This window comes from Leclercia sp. M-A074-M (assembly GCF_965195605.1).
Classification (GTDB): domain Bacteria; phylum Pseudomonadota; class Gammaproteobacteria; order Enterobacterales; family Enterobacteriaceae; genus Enterobacter.
This window is the reverse complement of record NZ_CBDAHM010000006.1, coordinates 180,990-202,298: the sequence shown is the minus strand read 5'-3', so window position 1 is coordinate 202,298 and position 21,309 is coordinate 180,990. Positions and strand designations below refer to the sequence as shown.

Below are 21,309 nucleotides of genomic sequence, written 5' to 3'. Positions count from 1 at the left end.
GTCAATTCTGAAAAAACAGGGAAATATGTGATAAAAAGCAACATTCTGGCTAAAAAGTCAGGTATTCAGAAGAAAGTGACGTGCCAGCAACGCACCCGTGAAGTTTTTTTTCAGATAAAAGCCCCGGGGCAGGGTGAGGATCGGTTCGCCGCGTGCGCCGATGGCTTCGGTGAGCGCTTTACTGTTTGCGGCTTTTGGCCGTAGCTGGAGCACCTCGCCGTGGCGGGCAGTGATGCGCTCAACCTGACCCAGGACGATCATGTCCATCAACTCCTCCCAGTCCAGACGCAGCTGACGATCTTCTTCTTCGTTCGGGCTCCAGATCAGCGGGGCTCCCACGCGACGGGCGGCCAGCGGGATCGCGCGATCCCCCTCAACCGGGATCCACAGTACGCGTTTCAGCTTATGCCGCACGTGACTGCTCTCCCATGTGATCCCCGTATTGCCGGTTAGCGGCGCCACGCAGACAAACGTCGTCTCCAGGGGGCGGCCTGCGCTGTCGATGGGGATGGTCTTGAGCTCTACCCCCAGGGCGGCAAAATCCTGTTCAGGCTTACTGCCCGCGCTGGCACCCAGCCACAGCTCCAGCAGAACGCCTGTCCAGCCTTTATCGCGCTTAAGATCGGGCGGAATGGGCAGGCCTGCCAGGGCAGCGAGTTCACCCAGCGAATAGCCCGCCAGACGCTGCGCTTGTTGCAGTAACACCGCTTCTGTAGCAGGAGGCGAAGAGAGGGGAGCGAGGGGAAGCATGATAATTGCCTTTTGGTTAAAAAATGAACAGTAGTTTTCCACCGCACTGAGAGAGTTTATCTTTTTCTTTTTGCATGTGCCAGGTTAATGATTTATATGTATTTTTATGGCCACTTTCTACTACGCTGCCGGTCGGTTATCCAGGTTGTCCAAATCTGGTCACTGACAATAAACAGGATCTTACACCCAGTTATCCACAGAAAAATGGGATAACTGGGAATAACCCCCACTACTGTTTCCATTTACAGCCTTGACGCGCGACGAAAATCGAAAATTCAGACAAAATGTGCCTAACTTATTGGCACAATCTGTGGATAAAACCGACGTTGCTCGATCTTTCATCAGCACAACGATCTTTCAGGTGACCTGCATCACACAATGCTGTGCATTTCACAGATAATCTCATTTAACCCAATGAAAAATAGAGAGTTGTAAAAAATGTCAATCTCTGCAATATTCAGAGTGATCTGGGTTGTCCATCGGTAATTCCATACTTCTTCACAACTCTATCCACAGAAAAAGTGTATAAAATTGCCCTTCCGGGCGGTCATCTGTTTATAACTCCGATGATAATTGTGAGTTATTCAAATGTTATTCGGCTCCAGGCCCGAAAGAGAGTGGTTTACCGCCTCACTGGAGTGTGAAACAATCATTTATATATAAGGTTTAGTTTGGGGTAGTCCGGTGATTGATGACGATGGCTACCGCCCGAATGTAGGTATCGTAATTTGTAATCGCCAGGGGCAGGTCATGTGGGCCCGGCGATATGGTCAGCACTCCTGGCAATTTCCCCAAGGGGGGATTAACCCTGGAGAGTCCGCAGAGCAAGCGATGTATCGGGAGCTGTTCGAAGAAGTTGGCTTAAGCCGCAAGGATGTTCGCATTCTGGCTTCGACCCGCAACTGGTTGCGTTACAAGTTACCGAAGCGTTTGGTGCGTTGGGACACAAAGCCGGTATGTATCGGCCAGAAACAGAAATGGTTTCTTCTGCAATTGGTGAGCAGCGATGCGGATATCAATATGCAAACCAGCAGCACGCCTGAGTTTGATGGCTGGCGCTGGGTCAGCTACTGGTATCCCGTTCGGCAGGTCGTGTCGTTTAAGCGCGATGTTTACCGCAGGGTGATGAAAGAGTTCGCAAGTGCCGTAATGATGCTTCAGGAGGTTCCTCCTAAGCCCCAGAGCGCACCTGCCTGGCGACGTAAAAGAGGTTAAGCTACGCACATTATGCTCACCCGCCTGCGCGAAATAGTCGAGAAGGTGGCCAGTGCCCCACGGCTCAACGAGGCGCTGGATATTCTGGTCACTGATATCTGCCTTGCGATGGAAACCGAGGTCTGTTCGGTCTATCTGGCCGACCATGACCGCAGGTGTTATTACCTTATGGCCACGCGCGGATTGAAAAAACCGCGTGGTCGTACCGTTGCGCTGGCATTTGATGAAGGCGTTGTGGGTCTGGTCGGGCGTCTGGCCGAACCCATCAACCTTGCCGATGCGCAAAAACACCCCAGCTTCAAATATATCCCCTCCGTAAAAGAGGAGCGTTTTCGCGCCTTCCTGGGCGTACCGATCATCCAGCGTCGCCAGCTGCTGGGCGTGCTGGTTGTGCAGCAGCGCGAACTGCGTCAGTACGACGAAAGCGAGGAGTCATTCCTCGTTACGCTGGCCACGCAAATGGCGGCTATTCTCTCCCAGTCCCAGCTCGCGGCACTGTTTGGTCAGTACCGGCAGACGCGCATTCGCGCCTTGCCGGCCTCACCCGGCGTCGCGATCGCCGAAGGCTGGATGGACGCCACGCTGCCGCTCATGGAGCAGGTTTACGAAGCCTCCACGCTGGACACCGCCCTTGAGCGCGAACGTCTGACCGGCGCGCTGGAGGAGGCTGCCAACGAGTTTCGCCGCTACAGCAAGCGCTATGCCGCAGGTGCGCAAAAAGAGACGGCGGCGATCTTCGATCTTTATTCACACCTGTTGTCTGATGCCCGGCTGCGTCGGGAGCTGTTTGATGAGGTCGACAGGGGCTCGGTGGCGGAGTGGGCCGTCAAAAAGGTCGTCGAAAAATTCGCCGAACAGTTTGCCGCCCTGACCGATGGCTATCTGAAAGAGCGTGCCGGGGATCTGCGTACCTTAGGTCAGCGTCTGCTGTTCCATCTCGATGATACCATTCAGGCTGCCAATACCTGGCCGCCGCGCTTTGTAATGGTTGCGGATGAGCTTTCCGCCACCACGCTCGCGGAGTTGCCGCAGGACAGACTGGCCGGGATCGTGGTCCGCGACGGCGCCGCCAACTCCCATGCCGCCATTATGGTGCGGGCGCTCGGGATCCCGACCGTAATGGGGGCCGATATTCAGCCCTCTGCGCTGCACCGCCGAACGCTGGTGGTGGACGGTTATCGCGGCGAGCTGCTGGTCGATCCTGAACCGGTGCTGTTGCAGGAATATCAGCGGCTTATCAGCGAAGAGAACGAGCTGAGCCGTCTGGCGGAAGATGACGTCAACCAGCCCGCGGCGCTGAAAAGCGGTGAGCGCATCAAGGTAATGCTCAATGCCGGGTTAAGCCCGGAACATGAAGAGAAGCTCGGCAGCCGTATTGATGGTATTGGTCTCTACCGCACCGAAATCCCGTTCATGCTGCAAAGCGGCTTCCCCTCTGAGGAGGAGCAGGTAGCGCAGTATCAGGGCATGCTGCAGATGTTCAACGACAAGCCGGTGACGCTACGTACGCTGGACATTGGCGCAGATAAGCAACTGCCCTATATGCCCATCAGCGAAGAGAATCCCTGCCTGGGCTGGCGCGGGATCCGCATTACTCTCGATCAGCCGGAGATCTTTTTGATCCAGGTGCGCGCCATGCTGCGTGCCAATGCGGCGACCGGCAACCTCAGTATTTTGCTGCCGATGGTCACCAGCATTGATGAGATCGACGAAGCCCGACGCCTTATTGAGCGCGCCGGACGCGAAGTCGAAGAGATGATCGGCTACGAAATACCGAAGCCGCGAATTGGCGTGATGCTGGAAGTCCCGTCGATGGTCTTTATGCTCCCGCAGCTGGCCACGCGCGTCGACTTTGTTTCGGTGGGCACCAACGACCTGACCCAGTACATGCTGGCGGTGGATCGCAATAACACCCGGGTGGCGAGCATCTACGACAGCCTGCATCCAGCGATGCTGCGCGCGCTGGCAATGATTGCCCGCGAGGCGGAAGCCAACGGTATTGATCTGCGTTTATGCGGCGAGATGGCGGGCGACTCAATGTGTGTAGCGATCCTGATTGGTCTCGGCTTCCGCCACTTGTCCATGAACGGACGTTCCGTTGCCCGCGTGAAGTATCTGCTGCGCCATATCGACTTTGAAGAGGCTCAGCAGCTGGCGAAACGCAGTCTTGAAGCCCAGCTGGCAACGGAGGTGCGTCATCAGGTGGCGGCCTTTATGGAGCGTCGCGGCATGGGCGGGCTGATCCGCGGCGGACGTTAGGCACCAGGTATCCCTCAGCGTCTGCGCCGGGGGATACAAACCCCTATACACATCTTTTACATCTCTGGCGCAACCTCCACGCTCGCTTGTGCTATGATTCGCAACTTTGGAGCGCAGGGTACTCCTCTGCGCGCTTCTCTACCGCTGTCCACTTTCAGCGGAATAACAACATCTTGTGGTGACAGATGAACAGTGGCTATCTGCATTTTCCGGAGTTTGATCCGGTCATTTTCTCAGTAGGACCCGTCGCGCTGCACTGGTACGGATTGATGTATCTGGTCGGTTTCGTCTTTGCCATGTGGCTGGCTGGCCGTCGCGCCAAACGCCCGGGCAGCGGCTGGACCAAAGACGAAGTGGAAAACCTGCTGTATGCCGGTTTCCTCGGCGTTTTCCTCGGTGGACGTATCGGCTATGTGCTCTTTTACAACTTCCCGGTCTTCCTGAACGATCCGCTCTACCTGTTCCGCGTCTGGGATGGCGGCATGTCCTTCCACGGTGGCCTGATTGGCGTCATTCTGGTGATGGTCATTTTCGCGAAGCGCACCAAACGCAGCTTCTTCCAGGTCTCTGACTTTATTGCCCCGCTGATCCCGTTCGGTCTGGGCGCAGGCCGTCTCGGTAACTTTATCAACGGCGAGTTGTGGGGCCGTGTCGACCCGAGCGTGCCGTTTACCATGCTGTTCCCGCAGTCCCGTGCCGAAGATATGGCCCTGCTGCCGTCGCATCCGGAATGGCAATCGATTTTCGATACCTACGGCGTCCTGCCGCGCCATATGTCGCAGCTGTATGAAATGGCGCTGGAAGGGGTGGTGCTGTTTATCATTCTGAACCTCTTCATCCGTAAACCGCGCCCGACGGGCTCTGTATCTGGCCTGTTCCTGATCGGTTATGGCGCGTTCCGCATTATCGTGGAATTCTTCCGCCAGCCGGATGCGCAGTTTACCGGGACGTGGGTCCAGTACATCAGCATGGGGCAGATCCTCTCCATTCCGATGATCGTCGCGGGTATCGCGATGATAGTCTGGGCGTACCGTCGTCCACAGCAACAGGTCTCCTGAGGAATCATGAAACAGTATCTTGAACTGATGCAAAAAGTGCTCGATGAGGGCACGCCAAAAAACGATCGTACCGGCACCGGTACCCTCTCCATTTTTGGGCACCAGATGCGCTTCAACCTGCAGGAAGGCTTTCCGCTGGTGACAACCAAGCGCTGCCACTTACGCTCAATTATTCACGAGCTGCTCTGGTTCCTGCAGGGTGACACCAACATCGCTTACCTGCGCGAGAACAATGTTTCTATCTGGGACGAATGGGCAGACGAGAACGGCGATCTGGGCCCGGTATATGGCAAGCAGTGGCGCGCCTGGCCGACGCCGGATGGCCGCCACATTGACCAGATCACCACCGTGATGAACCAGCTGAAAAACGATCCCGATTCACGCCGTATCATTGTGTCGGCCTGGAACGTGGGCGAACTGGATAAAATGGCCCTGGCTCCGTGCCATGCCTTCTTCCAGTTCTATGTCGCGGATGGCAAGCTCTCCTGCCAGCTCTATCAGCGCTCCTGCGATGTCTTCCTCGGCCTGCCGTTCAACATCGCCAGCTATGCGCTGCTGGTGCATATGATGGCCCAGCAGTGCGATCTGGAAGTGGGTGATTTTGTCTGGACCGGGGGGGATACCCACCTCTACAGCAACCATATGGAGCAGACCCATCTGCAGCTGACCCGCGAGCCGCGCGCGCTGCCGAAGCTGATTATCAAACGTAAGCCGGACTCCATTTTCGACTATCGCTTTGAAGATTTCGAAATCGAAGGCTACGACCCGCACCCGGGGATCAAAGCGCCTGTAGCGGTCTGATGCTGCAATCCTGACACAACCGGCGCACTCTGCGCCGGTTTTTTTATGCCTGTCGTCGCCTTTTGCGAGCCTGCGTCCGCGAGGATTGCAACGAGCTGCAATCCCTCATAAAGCGCGGAAAGCGCCTCGTAATTCGCTTAACGCCGCCTCGACCTGTTTCTTTCCCCCCGGCACACTGCCGCCATGAAAAAGGAAAAGGGGTTCACCCTCATGGAAATGCTGATCGCCCTCTCGCTCATCATGACGCTGAGCGCTGCGGGGCTGTACGGCTGGCGATCCTGGCAGCAGCAACAGCAGCTATGGCAGACGGCGCGCCAGGTGCGCGATTTTCTGGTGGTGCTACGCAATGATGCCTGGCGAAATAACCGCGACCATATCATCACACTCAAACAGGACGGCAAGCGGTGGTGCCTGTTAAAGACGGGGATTCCTGCGTGTGAGGCGGAGAGCGCCTTTGTGCTAATCCCGCAGTGGGCGGATATCAGCCTTACCGAGTTAACGCCGGGGTTGGGATTTTACGGTTTGCGGGATACCGCCTGGGCCGGAAGGGTGCGTCTGCAAAGCCAGGCCGGCGAGTGGCTTATTCTCATCTCTTCGTGGGGACGTATCCGGATGTGTAACGGCAAGGGAGCGTTCGCATGCCGGTAAAGCAGCGGGGATTTTCCCTCACGGAAGTGCTGATCGCGATGGCGATAAGCAGCGTGCTGCTGTTAAGCGCAGCGCGGTTTTTGCCCGCGCTCCAGCAGTCAGTCACGCGGCTCACGAAACAGCAGGAGCTTGAAGAAGAGCTTTGGCTACGCATAACCACTATCGGTAAACATCTGCAGCGGGCGGGGTATTGCGCGGGCGAGTGCACTGGCGAGGCGTTAAAAGTGGGGCAGGGTGGTGAATGTGTCATTGTGCAGTGGGACGAAAACAGCAATGGCCGCTGGGAAACCTCCCCGCCTGCTGCGGCGGAACAGACCGGGTTTCGCCTGAACGGCGGTGCGCTGGAAACAGTGCGCGGCGCGACAGAGTGTGGCGGCAAGGGGTGGGAGAGAATAACCGATCCCGACCGGATCACGGTCCTGCGTTTTCAGGTGCAGCGCATTGCCCGCGCAGACTTTGCGCCGGAGCTGAGTCTGATGCTGGCGGCCGCCGTCAACGGAGAGCATGACGGCGGCGTTGAGGTGCGCCACATCGTTACCGGGTTTAATTTATGAGCCGCGAGCGGGGAATGTCATCGCTGGCGCTGGTGCTCCTGCTGTTAATTCTGGGTAGCCTGATGCTGGCGGGACTTAACCAGCAGCTTGACGCGCTGCTGCGTATCGTCAGTGCAGAACGCCAGGCGATACAGCATCAGGCTGCCGCCCAGTCAGCGCTGGAGTGGGGAAGAACGCTCGACTGGCGAACGCAGGTGGACTATGCGTGCCAGCAGCATCCTCTGCACCCCTGGCGAGTCTGTTTGCGTCTGACCGGGGAGCGCGCACTGCTTATCGCCAGCAGCGACAGCATCACGTTGTGGCGTCTGGGCGAGGTAAAGGCAGACGGCATACATTTTCTGCCCCACGGCTGGAGCGATTTTTGTCCCCTGAAGGAGAGAGCGTTATGTCAGCCACAGTAGCCAGACAGAAAGGGTTCAGCATCGTGGAGGTTCTGCTGGCAATGGTGCTGATGGTCGTGGTCGTCACCGCGCTGGCAGGTTACCATCGTGTTTTAGCCAGTCGGTTTGTCGCGCTTGAGCAGTATCGCCAGCTCTGGCGTCATGCTCAGACGCTGTCCCAGCTGAGCGCCGGGGATGCGCCTGGCGGCTGGCAGGTAAACAGGATGCAGACAACACAGGCTGGATGTGTCAGCATCTCGGTCAAACTTATTTCTCCTCTGGGTCGGCAGGGTCAACTGACACGCCTGCACTGCCCGGTTAGCCAGTAGTTGGAGCAGCAATGTTAAGGGTCTACCACTCAAACCGTCTTGATGTGCTGGAAGCACTGATGGAATTTATTGTCGAGCAGCAGCGGCTCGACGATCCCTTTGAACCAGAGATGATCATGGTTCAGAGCACCGGTATGGCGCAGTGGTTACAGATGTCCCTTTCACAGAAGTTTGGTATCGCCGCCAATATTGATTTCCCGCTGCCGGCCAGCTTTATCTGGGATATGTTTGTCCGCGTACTGCCGGAGATCCCAAAACAGAGCGCATTCAGCAAACAGAGCATGAGCTGGAAGCTGATGTCGCTGCTGCCTGAGATGCTGACCCATGACGAGTTTGTCATGCTGCGCCACTACCTGAATGACGATACCGATAAACGGAAGCTGTTCCAGCTGGCGTCGCGTACGGCGGATCTCTACGACCAGTATCTGGTCTATCGGCCGGAGTGGTTAACGCGCTGGGAGGCGGGCGAGCTTGTCGACGGTCTTGACCAGGCGCAAATCTGGCAGGCCCCGCTGTGGAAAGCGTTGGTCGCCCATACTGAAGCGCTGGGTCAGCCGCAGTGGCACCGCGCAAATTTATATGAGCGTTTTATCGCGACCCTGGAGTCCGCCTCTGAGACGCCTGCCGGTTTGCCGTCCCGGGTCTTTATCTGCGGGATATCCGCACTGCCGCCGGTCTACCTGAAAGCGCTGAATGCGCTGGGCAGGCATATCGACATTCATATTCTCTTCACCAACCCCTGCCGCCATTACTGGGGAGATATTCAGGATGCCCGCTGGCTGGCCCGCATGGTGACGCGCCAGCGTCGTCGCCTGTTTGACGACGGCACGGTACCGCTGTTTAAAGACAGCGAGACGGCCTCTGAACTCTTTGACGAACAGGGGATCCAGCACTTGCCGAACCCGCTGCTCGCCTCCTGGGGCAAGCTGGGGCGCGACTATATCTATATGCTCTCGGAGCTGACCGCCTCCGGGGAAGGGGATGTCGACGCCTTTGCGGATATCACCCCGGACAACCTGCTGCATAACATACAGCGGGACATTCTGGAGCTGGATAACCGCGCGGTGACAGGCATCACCGCTACGGAGTTTGCCCGCAGTGACAGCAAACGCCGGCTCGATCCTGACGATCGCAGCGTGACCGTTCACCTGTGCCATAGCCCGCAGCGCGAAGTAGAGGTGCTACACGACAAACTGCTGGCGATGCTGGAGGAGGATCCGCAGCTGACGCCGCGCGATATCGTGGTGATGGTGGCGGATATCGACAGCTACAGCCCCTATATCCAGGCCGTTTTTGGGAGTGCGACGGGCGACCGCTACCTGCCGTTTGCCATATCAGACCGTCGTGCGCGTCAATCGCACCCGGCCCTGCAGGCGTTTGTCAGCCTGCTTTCCCTGCCGGATAGCCGCTTCGTCCCGGAAGATGTGCTGGCCCTGCTGGACGTGCCGGTCCTGGCGGCTCGTTTTGATATTGACGAGGAGGCGCTGCGCTACCTGCGTCAGTGGGTTAACGAGTCGGGCGTGCGCTGGGGCATGGACGATGACAACGTGCAGGAGTTTGAGCTGCCCGTCACCGGCCAGCACACCTGGCAGTTTGGCCTGACGCGTATGCTGCTCGGGTATGCCATGGAGAGTAGCCAGGGGGAATGGAATGCCGTGCTGCCTTATGATGAGTCCAGCGGCTTAATTGCCGAGTTGGTCGGGCATCTGGCGTCACTGCTGATGCAGCTTAACCGCTGGCGTCGGGAGCTGATGAAAGCCCGCCCGCTCGACGAGTGGATGCCGGTATGTCGCGAGATGCTCAATGATTTCTTCCTGCCGGATCAGGAAACCGAAGCGGCGATGGCGTTAATCGAGCAGCAGTGGCAGGCGATCATCGATGAAGGGATCTCCTCGCACTATGATGAAGCGATCCCCCTGTCGTTGTTGCGGGATGAGTTAACCCTGCGTCTCGACCAGGAGCGTATCAGCCAGCGTTTTCTCGCCGGGCCGGTAAACATCTGCACCCTGATGCCGATGCGATCCATCCCGTTTAAGGTCGTCTGTCTGCTGGGCATGAACGACGGCATTTACCCGCGCGCGCTGGCGCCGCTGGGCTTTGATTTAATGAGTCAGAATGCGCAGCGCGGCGACCGCAGTCGTCGCGATGATGACCGCTATCTGTTCCTTGAGGCGCTGATCTCCGCGCAACAGCAGCTCTATATCAGCTATATCGGTCGCTCTATCCAGGACAACAGCGAACGGTTCCCCTCCGTGCTGGTGCAGGAACTGGTGGACTACATCGGGCAAAGCCACTACCTGCCGGGCGATGAGGCGCTCAACTGTGATGAGAGCGAAAAGCGCGTAAAAGCGCATATCACCTGTTGTCACAGCCGTATGCCGTTTGATGCGGAGAACTACAAGGCTAACGAGCAGCAGAGCTATGCCCGGGAATGGCTGCCCGCCGCGAAACGGGAGGGCGTAGCCCATGGCGACTTTATCCAGACGCTGAAGCCGTTAGCGCTTGATACCGTTCCCTTTGAACAGCTTCAGCGTTTCTGGGCGCACCCGGTGCGGGCGTTTTTCCAGATGCGGTTGCAGGTTAACTTCCGCTCCGAAGAGAGCGAGATCCCGGATGCCGAGCCGTTTACGCTGGATGGCTTAAGCCGCTACCAGCTCAATCAGCAATTGCTGAATGCGCTGGTGGAGCAGGAAGATGCCCAGAAGCTGTTCCGTCACTATCGCGCGGCAGGTCAACTGCCCTATGGCGCCTTCGGTGAGATCGTCTGGGAGGCTCAGTGTCAGGAGATGCAGGCCCTGGCTGGCCGGGTGATTGAGTGCCGTCAGCCGGGTACGAGCATGGAGATCGATCTCAACTGCAACGGTGTGAATCTGACGGGGTGGCTACAGCACGTACAGCCCGACGGGCTGCTGCGCTGGCGACCGTCGATGCTTAGCGTTTCGCAAGGTCTGCAACTTTGGCTGGAACACCTTGTCTACTGTGCGAGCGGTGGCGAAGGCGAGAGCCGGTTATTTGTCCGCAAAGAGGGTGAATGGCGCTTCCCGGCGCTCTCTGCTGAACAGGCCATGAACTATCTGTCGCAGCTGGTTGAGGGTTACCAGCAGGGGATGAACACGCCGCTGCTGTTGCTGCCAGAAAGTGGGGGGGCATGGATTAAAACCTGTTATGACGCCTCAAATGATGCCATGTTAACGGATGAGGCGACCCTGCAAAAAGCGCGCAGCAAATTTTTGCAGGCCTACGAAGGCAACATGATCGTCCGCGGGGAAGGTGACGACGTCTGGTATCAACGCCTGTGGCGAACCCTTGAACCGGAGTACTTCGAGGCCATCACCAACGAGGCCCGACGCTACCTGTTACCGCTCTATAAATTTAATCAGTCCTGACGGCTGTATAAAAATTGCACGGATTTGGGCATTCATTTATGATGCGCAACTTGTCATGGACTGATGTACCAAAACAAAGAGATGCTGGCGTGTCCGGCACGAAGCTTGTTAATGATGATGTCCGTGATGAAGAGGTAGTGAATGCCAGGCAGCACCTTATTGAAAACGTTAGTTTTGTTCGTCGCTCTTTGGGCCCCCCTCAGTCAGGCAAATACCGGTTGGCAACCCGTTCAGGAAACGATCCGCAAAAGTGATAAAGATACCCGTGAATATCAGGCGATCCGCCTTGATAACGGGATGGTCGTGTTGCTGGTTTCCGATCCGCAGGCCGTAAAGTCACTGTCGGCGCTGGTGGTGCCGGTGGGCTCGCTGGAAGATCCTGAATCGCATCCCGGTCTGGCCCACTATCTTGAACATATGACCCTGATGGGCTCAAAGAACTATCCGCAGCCTGACAGTCTGGCCGAATTTTTAAAGATGCACGGTGGCAGCCATAACGCCAGCACCGCGCCGTACCGCACGGCTTTTTATCTTGAAGTGGAAAACGATGCGCTGGAAGGTGCCGTCGATCGTCTGGCGGATGCCATTGCTGCCCCGCTGCTGGATAAAAAATATGCCGATCGTGAGCGCAATGCCGTTAATGCGGAGCTGACGCTGGCGCGTACCCGGGACGGGATGCGGATGGCGCAGGTCAGCGCCGAAACCATCAACCCCGCGCACCCTGGATCGCGTTTCTCCGGCGGAAATCTTGAGACGCTGAGCGACAAGCCGGGCAGCCCGGTGCTTGATGCGCTGCACGCGTTTCGCGACAAATACTACTCCGCTAACCTGATGAAGGCCGTGGTCTACAGCAATAAGCCGCTGCCGGAACTGGCGCAGCTGGCTGCCCAGACCTATGGCCGGGTGCCGAATAAAAATATCACCCGCCCGGAAATCACCGTGCCGGTGGTCACCGACGCGCAGAAAGGCCTGATCATTCACTACGTTCCCGCGATGCCCCGCAAGGTGCTGCGCGTGGAGTTCCGTATTGATAACAATACGCCGCAGTTTCGCAGTAAAACCGACGAGCTGGTTAACTACCTGATTGGCAACCGTAGCCCGGACACCCTCTCCGACTGGCTGCAAAAGCAGGGGCTGGTGGAAGGTATTCGCGCCGACTCCGATCCCGTCGTTAACGGCAACAGCGGCGTACTGGCGATCTCCGCCACCTTAACCGATAAAGGTCTGGCCCATCGCGATGACGTCGTCGCCGCGATTTTCAGCTACCTTTCCCTGCTGCGTGAAAAAGGGGTGGATAAACGCTACTTTGACGAGCTGGCGCACGTGCTGGATCTCGACTTCCGTTATCCTTCCATTACCCGCGATATGGACTATGTCGAGTGGCTGGCTGACACCATGATCCGCGTGCCGGTTGAGCACACGCTGGATGCGGTCAATATCGCCGATCAATATGATGCCGACGCCGTCAAAGCCCGACTGGCGATGATGACGCCGCAGAACGCCCGTATCTGGTATATCAGCCCGAACGAGCCGCATAACAAGACCGCTTACTTTGTGAACGCCGAATACCAGGTGGACAAAATCAGCGAGCAAACTTTTGCCGACTGGCAGAAGCGAGCCGCCGGGATCGCCCTTAAGCTGCCGGAGGTGAACCCTTACATCCCGGACGACTTTACCCTTATCAAACCGACTAAAGATTATCCACAGCCGCAGCTGATTGTGGATGAGCCTGACCTGCGCGTGGTCTATACCCCGAGCCGCTACTTCGCCAGCGAGCCAAAAGCCAACGTCAGCATGGTGCTGCGTAACCCTGCGGCGATGAATACCGCTAAAAACCAGGTGATGTTTGCGCTGAATGACTATCTGGCCGGTATCGCGCTGGATCAGCTCAGCAACCAGGCCGCGGTAGGCGGGATCGGTTTCTCCACCAACGCCAATAATGGCCTGATGCTCAACGCCAACGGTTACACCCAGCGTCTGCCGCAGCTCTTTAAGGCGCTGCTGGAAGGCTATTTCAGCTACACCGCCACCGAGGAGCAGCTGGAGCAGGCTAAGTCCTGGTATGCGCAGATGATGGATTCCGCAGAAAAAGGCAAAGCCTTCGATCAGGCTATTATGCCGGTGCAGATGCTCTCGCAGGTTCCCTATTTCCAGCGCGAGGAGCGCCGGGAGCTGCTGCCGTCCATCACGCTGGACGACGTAATGGCCTACCGTGCCGCGCTGAAGACCAATGCCCGTCCGGAGTTTCTGGTGGTGGGCAACATGAGTGAAGATCAGGCGAAAACCCTGGCGCAGGATGTGCGTACTCAGCTGGGTGCGAAGGGGACCGAATGGTGTCGTAACCAGGACGTGCTGGTCGAAAAACAGCAGAACGTGATTTTCGAAAAAGCGGGCAGCAGCACGGATTCCGCTCTGGCAGCGGTCTTTGTCCCGACCGGCTATGACGAATACGCCAGTTCAGCATACAGCGCCGTACTCGGACAGATCGTGCAGCCCTGGTTCTACACCCAGTTGCGTACCGAAGAGCAGCTGGGCTATGCCGTCTTTGCCTTTTCGATGAACGTTGGTCGCCAGTGGGGGATGGGCTTCCTGCTGCAAAGCAGTGATAAACAGCCAGATTATCTCTGGCAGCGTTTCCAGGCCTTCTTCCCGCAGGCCGAAGCGAAGCTGCGTGCGATGAAGCCGGAAGAGTTTGCCCAAATTCAGCAGGCGGTCATTGCCCAGATTATGCAGCCGCCGCAGACGCTGGCTGAAGAAGCATCAAAAATCAGCAAAGATTTTGATCGGGGTAATATGCGCTTCGATTCGCATGATAGAGTAGTGGCCGAGATAAAACAGCTCACGCCACAGAAAGTGGCCGACTTCTTCCACCAGACCGTGGTCGCCCCGCAGGGGATGGCTATCCTGTCTCAGGTTTCCGGTAGCCAGAGTAAGAAAGCCGATGTCACCCCGCCTGCGGGCTGGACGGTATGGAAGAGCGTGAGCGCATTGCAGCAATCTTTGCCCAGGAGTAAGAACGAATGACCGATACCGCTGAGTCCCTTAACCCCTTACGTTTACCGTTACAGGGGGAGCGACTGATAGAGGCCTCAGCGGGAACCGGAAAAACCTTCACCATCGCTGCACTCTATCTGCGACTGCTGCTCGGTCTGGGCGGCAGCGCGGCGTTTAGCCGCCCGCTCAACGTGGAAGAGCTACTGGTGGTGACCTTCACCGAAGCCGCGACGGAAGAGCTGCGCGGACGTATCCGCGCTAACATCCATGAGCTGCGCATCGCCTGCCTGCGGCAGAGTACAGATAACCCGCTGTATGCCAGCCTGCTGGATGAGATTGACGATAAACAGCAGGCGGCACAGTGGCTGCTGCTGGCGGAACGGCAGATGGATGAGGCTGCCGTGTTTACTATCCACGGCTTCTGCCAGCGCATGCTCAGCCTGAATGCGTTTGAATCAGGCATGCTTTTTGAGCAGCAACTTATCGAAGATGAATCCCAGCTGCGCTACCAGGCGTGCGCCGACTTCTGGCGTCGCCATTGCTACCCCCTGCCACGTGATATCGCCGAAGCGGTACACAATCTCTGGAAAGGCCCGGACGAGCTACTGCGGACCATCGATCGCTATCTGCAGGGGGAAGCCCCGGTCATCAAATCTGCCCCGCCTGCGGACGAAACGCTGGCTTCACGCCATGAGAAGATTGTCGGCCTGATCGCCGCCATGAAACAGCAGTGGTCTGACAGCGTGGCGGAAATCGAGGCGGTGATTGAACGCTCCGGCATCGATCGGCGTAAATTCAACCGCGGCAACCAGGCAAAATATATCGAGCGCGTTACGGCCTGGGCGCAGGAAGAGAAGCACAGCTATCAGCTGCCTGACGCGCTGGAAAAATTCTCCCAGTCGTTCCTTGCCGAGCGCACGAAAGCGGGGGGCGAGGTACCGGAACACCCGCTCTTTTCCGCCATCGATAATCTGCTGGCAGAGCCGTTAACCCTTAACGATCTGATGATCACCCGTGCGCTGTCAGAGATCCGCGAAGCGGTGGCGCGGGAAAAGCGCCGTCGCGGTGAGCTGGGCTTCGACGATATGCTCAGCCGTCTCGATGATGCCCTCAACAGCGACAATGGCGAGGCGCTGGCTGCCGCCATCCGGACCCGTTTTCCGGTGGCGATGATCGATGAATTTCAGGATACCGATCCCCAGCAGTACCGGATTTTCCGCCGCATCTGGCGCCAGCAGCCGGATACCGCCCTGCTGCTGATTGGCGACCCGAAACAGGCGATCTACGCCTTCCGTGGGGCGGATATTTTCACCTACATGAAAGCGCGTGGCGAAGTGGCCGCGCACTATACGCTGGATACCAACTGGCGTTCGGCGCCCGGCATGGTGGAGAGCGTGAATACGCTCTTTTCACAGATGAACGATGCTTTCATGTTCCGTGAAATCCCCTTCTTACCGGTCAAATCTGCCCCGAGAAACGCCACGCTGCGTTTCGAGTATAAAGGCGATTTCCAGCCCGCGATGCGCATCTGGCTGATGGAGGGCGAGGGGTGTGGCGTCGGAGATTACCAGACCTTTATGGCCCAGCACTGCGCGGCGCAAATCCGCGACTGGCTGAGCGCTGGCGTGCGCGGCGAAGCCATTCTGCACCGGGGCGACGATGCCCAACCGGTGAAGGCGTCAGACATTACGGTGCTGGTGCGCAGCCGTCAGGAGGCGGCGTTGATCCGTGATGCGCTGACCCTGCTGAGCATTCCTTCGGTCTATCTCTCCAACCGCGACAGCGTATTTGAAACGCTGGAAGCCCAGGAGATGCTCTGGCTGTTGCAGGCGGTGCTGGCGCCGGAGCGTGAAAGCACCCTGCGCAGCGCCCTGGCAAGCGCCATGCTCGGCCTTAACGCCCAGGATATCGATACGCTGAATAACAGTGAGACACTCTGGGATGAGGCGGTGGAAGAGTTTACCCGCTACCGTGAGCGCTGGCAGAAGCGGGGCGTAATGGCGATGCTGCGCGACCTCATGACCCAGCGCAACATCGCCGAAAATATGCTGGCGACCGCCGGAGGGGAACGCCGCCTGACCGATATTCTGCATATCAGCGAACTGTTGCAGGAGGCGGGGGCCCAGCTTGAGAGTGAATATGCCCTCGTGCGCTGGCTGGCGCAGCACATTGCCGAGCCGAACAGCAACGCCTCAAGCCAGCAAATGCGTCTCGAAAGTGACAAGCATCTGGTTAAAATCGTCACCATTCACAAATCGAAAGGGCTGGAGTATCCCCTGGTCTGGTTGCCTTTCATTGCCAACTACCGGGTTCAGGATCAGGCCTTTTATCACGATCGTAAGACCTTCGAAGCGGTGCTCGACCTCAGCAAGGCCGATGACAGCGTGGAGCTGGCCGAAGCTGAACGGCTGGCGGAAGATTTACGCCTGCTCTATGTGGCACTGACCCGTTCGGTGTGGCACTGCAGCTTAGGCGTGGCGCCGCTGTTCCGTCGGCGTGGCGAAAAATCGGGTGACAGCGACGTCCACCTGAGCGCGCTTGGACGCCTGATCCAGCGCGGCGAGCCGAAAGATGCCGCCGGTCTGCGCCAGTGTCTGGAGGCGTTATGCAATGACCACATTGCATTGCAGGTTGCCGATGTGGCAGACGCCGCCCGCTGGCATATGCCGGATCCGGTGATGCCGGATCTGCAGGCGCGGCAGGTGGCTCGCATGCTGTATGACGACTGGCGGGTCACCAGCTATTCCGGACTTCAGCAGCACGGGCACAGTATCGCCCAGGATCTGATGCCGCGCCTCGATGTTGATGCCGCAGGCACCGGCGAAGTGCCGCAGGAGCCAGAGCTGACGCCGCATCAGTTTCCGCGCGGCGCCTCGCCGGGCACCTTTTTACACAGCCTGTTTGAAGCACTCGATTTTACGCAGCCCGTCTCCCCGGAGTGGGTGCTGGAGATGCTGCAAAAAGGGGGGTACGATGCCCGCTGGGAGCCGGTGTTAACCCGCTGGATCGCGCAGGTGCTGGAAACTCCGCTCAATGAGGAGGGGATCTCACTGAGCCAGCTGACAGCCGCTGATAAGCAGGTTGAGATGGAGTTTTATCTGCCCATCGCCGGGCCGCTCACCGCCGGGGCGCTGGATGCGTTGATCCGCGAGTACGATCCACTCTCCCGGGGCTGCCCGCCGCTCGATTTTCGTCAGGTGCGCGGCATGCTGAAAGGCTTTATCGACCTGGTCTTCCGCCATAATGGCCGCTATTACCTGCTGGACTATAAATCCAACTGGCTGGGTGAAAACAGCGAGGCCTATACCCCGCAGGCTATGGCCCGGGCGATGCAGTCGCACCGCTACGATCTGCAGTACCAGCTCTATACCCTGGCGCTGCACCGATATTTACGTCACCGTATTGCCGACTATGACTATCAACAACATTTCGGTGGGGTGATCTACCTGTTTTTACGTGGCGTCGATGGCAGCTCGCCGGGCGCCGGTTGCTTTGCCACCCGTCCGGATGAAGCGTTAATCGAACGAATGGATAGCCTGTTTTCCGCCAGCAACGAGGAGCTAACACAATGACGATGCAGGAACACTTGCTGGAAGCCGTAGAGCAGCGCGTGCTGCGTCGTCTGGATGTACAGTTTGCGATGATGGTAGCAGGGAATGACGAACCGGCGGTGATGCTGGCGGCGGCAATCTTAAGCCGTGATGCGGGAGAAGGGCACGTTTGCCTGCCGTTGTCCCGGCTGCGTGCCGAGGCGAAAAGCGCCGCGCTGCAGACCTGTTTTGCGCTGTTTGACCAGGAGCCGGACTGGACCGCTACGCTGCTGCGCTCCCGCGCGGTGAGTGCAGGGGATGAACCGACGCCGCTGGTGCTCACCGGCGAACGGCTCTACCTCAACCGGATGTGGCGCTATGAGCGGGCGGTGGCCCGCTTCTTTAGCGAAGCCAACCAGCCTTTGCCCCATGACAGCGCCGACGTTCAGCGCACGCTGAATGCGCTGTTCACCTCTGATGAATCCGTCAACTGGCAAAAGGTGGCCGCGGCAGTCGCGTTAACGCGGCGTATTTCCGTGATCTCCGGCGGGCCGGGGACCGGCAAAACGACCACCGTTGCCCGCCTGCTGGCGGCGCTGATCCAGATGGCGGGAGAGGAGAAATGCCGGATCCGGCTGGCAGCCCCCACCGGTAAAGCGGCCGCTCGTCTGACCGAATCCCTGGGCGGCGCGCTGCAAAAACTGCCCCTGACCGAGGCCCAGCGCGCGCGATTCCCGACGGAAGCGAGTACGCTGCACCGTTTGCTTGGCGCGCAGCCTGGCAGCCAGCGCCTGCGTTACCATGCAGGTAATCCGCTGCACCTGGATGTGCTGGTGGTGGATGAGGCGTCGATGATTGATCTGACGATGATGTCGCGTCTGATCGATGCCCTGCCGCCTCATGCCCGGGTTATTTTCCTCGGCGATCGCGACCAGCTGGCTTCCGTCGAAGCGGGCGCGGTGCTGGGTGACATCTGTACCTGGGCCAGCGCCGGCTTTACGGTCCGGCGCGCGCAGGAGCTTGCCAGCATGACGGGATGCGAGATGGAGGGCAACGTCAGCCCGGTCGCGGGTGCGCTACGCGACAGCCTGTGCCTGCTGCAAAAAAGCTACCGTTTTGGCAGCGATTCTGGCATCGGGCAACTGGCGGCCGCGGTCAACCGGGGCGATCGCCACGCTATCCGCTCGGTATTTGATGGCAAATTCAGTGATATTGAGAAAAAGCAGCTCCAGAGCGGGGAAGAGTATCTGGCGATGCTGGAAGATGCCCTGCAGGGGTATCAACATTTTCTCGACAGCGTGCAGCAGCAAGCCTCCGAAGCGGAGATCCTGGCGGCATTTGGCCGCTACCAGCTGCTTTGTGCCTTACGGGATGGCCCCTTCGGCGTTGCCGGGCTCAATGAAAAGCTCGAGCAGGTCCTGGCGCAAAAACGCCGTATTGACCGTCAGCCGCATTCACGCTGGTATGAAGGCAGGCCGGTGATGATTTCACGTAACGACAGCGCGCTGGGACTGTTTAACGGCGATATCGGGATTGCGCTGGACCGGGGTCAGGGGCTGCGCGTCTGGTTCCAGATGCCGGATGGCAGCGTGAAGTCCGTGCAGCCCAGCCGCCTGCCGGAACATGAAACCGCCTGGGCCATGACGGTGCATAAATCCCAGGGCTCTGAGTTCGATCACGCGGCGCTGATTTTACCTAACCAGATGTCGCCCGTCGTGACCCGCGAGCTGGTCTATACCGCCATTACCCGCGCCCGTCGGCGGTTGTCGTTGTATGCGGATGAAGGGGTGCTGACCCAGGCTGTCACTACCCGTACAGAGCGACGCAGCGGGCTGAGCGCGATTTTTGAAGCCTTATAAGCGTGTGAAAAGCCGGGCGGCGCTTGCCCGGCCTGTGGGTGATGACCGTTATCCCAGGTCCGCCATCAGCACTTTTGAACGGCGCTGGTAGTTGTACATCTCTTTCTTGGTTTCCGGCAGCGAATCAATATCCACCGGCGTGAAACCCCGCTCCTGGAACCAGTGAATGCTGCGGGTCGTCAGCACAAACAGCTTGCTCAGCCCCATCTGCCGCGCCTGGAGGGCGATCCGCTCCAGCAACACTTCGCCGCGCGATGAGCTGCGGTAATCCGGATGTACCGCCACGCAGGCCATTTCACCGATCTTCTCTTCCGGGAAGGGGTAGAGCGCCGCACAGGCGATGGTGAGGTTATCGCGCTGAATAATGGTGAACTTGTCGATCTCCATCTCCAGCTGTTCGCGGGAGCGGCGCACCAGGATCCCCTGCTGCTCCAGCGGGCGGATGAGTTCCAGAATGCCGCCGATGTCGTTGATGGTGGCGCGACGGATCTGCTCGGCGCTCTCCATCACAATCTGCGTCCCGATACCGTCGCGGGAGAAGAGCTCCTGCAGCAGGGCGCCATCTTCCTGATAGCTGATCAGGTGGCTGCGACGCACGCCGCTGCGGCAGGCTTTGATCGCGCCCCGCAGAAAACGCACGGTACCGGAGTAGTAGTCCCCCTGCGCCTCAAGGGCATCGACGCGTGCCTGAGCCTCGTTAGGGAACAGCTCAGAGACAATATTCCCGAGCTCGTTCATCACCCCCTGCGAGGAGCAGAAGCCGATCATTTTTTCTGCTTTCAGCTTGATCGCCAGCTGGGTGGCAATCTCTTCGGAGGTGAGGTTGAAACTTTCGCCCGTGACAGAGACGGCCACCGGGCCGGTCAGCACAATCGCGCCGCCATCGAGCTGACGGTGGATCGCCTCTTCATCAATACGACGAATACGTCCGCTGTGGCAGTAATCCACGCCATCATCCACGCCGAGCGGCTGGGCGATAATAAAATTACCGCTGACCACATTAATATGCGCCCCCTGCAGCGGGGTGTTGTTAAGGCTCATCGACAGGCGCGCGGTGATGTCCAGCTGCAGCAGACCGGCGGCCTGCTTAACCAGCTCCAGCGTTTTAGCGTCGGTGACGCGGGTATGTTTGTGGTAAATCGGCTCGTGATGATGCGCGGCCAGATTCGCCTCGATCTGCGGGCGAGCGCCATACACGACAACCAGACGAATACCCAGGCTATGCAGCAGGCCGATGTCATTGACAATACTGGAGAAATTCTCATGCTCAATGGCTTCGCCACCCAGCATGACGACAAACGTCTTTCCCCGGTGGGCGTTGATATAGGGAACAGAATGGCGGAATCCCTGGACCAGTTCGATTCTACGTTCCTTCACCACGGCACAACCCCTTAATGAATGTTTATTCGTAATTTTTGTATTTTTATTCGATTATCGCTCTGTGCGCAAGCCAAACTTTTCTGCGAAGCAAAGAAAAGATTCAGCTAAGTTATCGTTAACGCATGATTGTTTACCCTTTTAGGGATGACAGGTTATGCATCATTCG

Annotated in this window: 14 protein-coding genes; 12 read left to right on the top strand and 2 right to left on the bottom strand. The window is 58.2% G+C overall.

Going from position 1 to position 21,309, the window contains the following annotated elements; genetic code table 11:
• Positions 1-57: 57 nt before the first annotated feature.
• The gene (gene mutH / locus ACOKCT_RS14180; RefSeq protein WP_103822739.1) at positions 58-750 is read right to left on the bottom strand and encodes a DNA mismatch repair endonuclease MutH; all 693 of its coding nucleotides are present in this window, start codon (positions 748-750) and stop codon (positions 58-60) included.
• 684 nt (positions 751-1,434) lie between these two features.
• Here mutH and rppH point away from each other — a divergent pair.
• From rppH to recD, 12 genes are all read left to right on the top strand, one after another.
• Positions 1,435-1,965 (top strand): RNA pyrophosphohydrolase, encoded by a 531-nt coding sequence (rppH, locus tag ACOKCT_RS14175; protein WP_103180968.1) that lies wholly within the window; start codon positions 1,435-1,437, stop codon positions 1,963-1,965.
• A gap of 12 nt (positions 1,966-1,977) precedes the next feature.
• Positions 1,978-4,224 (top strand): phosphoenolpyruvate--protein phosphotransferase, encoded by a 2,247-nt coding sequence (ptsP, locus tag ACOKCT_RS14170; protein ID WP_420193590.1) that lies wholly within the window; start codon positions 1,978-1,980, stop codon positions 4,222-4,224.
• Between the two features lie 185 nt (positions 4,225-4,409).
• Positions 4,410-5,282, top strand: coding sequence for a prolipoprotein diacylglyceryl transferase (gene lgt, locus ACOKCT_RS14165; protein ID WP_420193589.1), 873 nt, complete (start codon positions 4,410-4,412; stop codon positions 5,280-5,282).
• Between the two features lie 6 nt (positions 5,283-5,288).
• Positions 5,289-6,083 (top strand): thymidylate synthase, encoded by a 795-nt coding sequence (thyA, locus tag ACOKCT_RS14160; protein ID WP_103180965.1) that lies wholly within the window; start codon positions 5,289-5,291, stop codon positions 6,081-6,083.
• Positions 6,084-6,266: 183 nt separating this feature from the next.
• On the top strand, positions 6,267-6,731 hold the full coding sequence (locus ACOKCT_RS14155; protein ID WP_103180964.1) for a prepilin peptidase-dependent protein: 465 nt from the start codon (positions 6,267-6,269) through the stop codon (positions 6,729-6,731).
• Positions 6,722-7,285: a prepilin peptidase-dependent protein gene (locus ACOKCT_RS14150; protein WP_103180963.1), complete on the top strand. Its 564-nt coding sequence runs from the start codon at positions 6,722-6,724 to the stop codon at positions 7,283-7,285. Before ACOKCT_RS14155 ends, ACOKCT_RS14150 begins: the two co-directional genes overlap by 10 nt.
• Positions 7,282-7,686, top strand: a complete 405-nt coding sequence (locus ACOKCT_RS14145; protein ID WP_325941592.1) for a DUF2509 family protein — start codon at positions 7,282-7,284, stop codon at positions 7,684-7,686. The genes ACOKCT_RS14150 and ACOKCT_RS14145 overlap by 4 nt, the downstream gene beginning before the upstream one ends.
• On the top strand, positions 7,671-7,994 hold the full coding sequence (locus ACOKCT_RS14140) for a prepilin-type N-terminal cleavage/methylation domain-containing protein (protein WP_103180961.1): 324 nt from the start codon (positions 7,671-7,673) through the stop codon (positions 7,992-7,994). Before ACOKCT_RS14145 ends, ACOKCT_RS14140 begins: the two co-directional genes overlap by 16 nt.
• An 11-nt stretch (positions 7,995-8,005) precedes the next feature.
• Positions 8,006-11,380: an exodeoxyribonuclease V subunit gamma gene (gene recC, locus ACOKCT_RS14135; RefSeq protein WP_420193588.1), complete on the top strand. Its 3,375-nt coding sequence runs from the start codon at positions 8,006-8,008 to the stop codon at positions 11,378-11,380.
• Positions 11,381-11,521: 141 nt separating this feature from the next.
• Positions 11,522-14,404 (top strand): pitrilysin, encoded by a 2,883-nt coding sequence (gene ptrA, locus ACOKCT_RS14130; protein ID WP_420193587.1) that lies wholly within the window; start codon positions 11,522-11,524, stop codon positions 14,402-14,404.
• Positions 14,401-17,946: an exodeoxyribonuclease V subunit beta gene (recB, locus tag ACOKCT_RS14125; protein WP_420193586.1), complete on the top strand. Its 3,546-nt coding sequence runs from the start codon at positions 14,401-14,403 to the stop codon at positions 17,944-17,946. The genes ptrA and recB overlap by 4 nt, the downstream gene beginning before the upstream one ends.
• The gene (recD, locus tag ACOKCT_RS14120) at positions 17,943-19,763 is read left to right on the top strand and encodes an exodeoxyribonuclease V subunit alpha (protein WP_269775810.1); all 1,821 of its coding nucleotides are present in this window, start codon (positions 17,943-17,945) and stop codon (positions 19,761-19,763) included. The genes recB and recD overlap by 4 nt, the downstream gene beginning before the upstream one ends.
• 48 nt (positions 19,764-19,811) lie before the next feature.
• Here recD and argA read toward each other — a convergent pair whose 3' ends face one another.
• Positions 19,812-21,143, bottom strand: a complete 1,332-nt coding sequence (argA, locus tag ACOKCT_RS14115) for an amino-acid N-acetyltransferase (protein ID WP_103180956.1) — start codon at positions 21,141-21,143, stop codon at positions 19,812-19,814.
• Positions 21,144-21,309 lie beyond the last annotated feature (166 nt).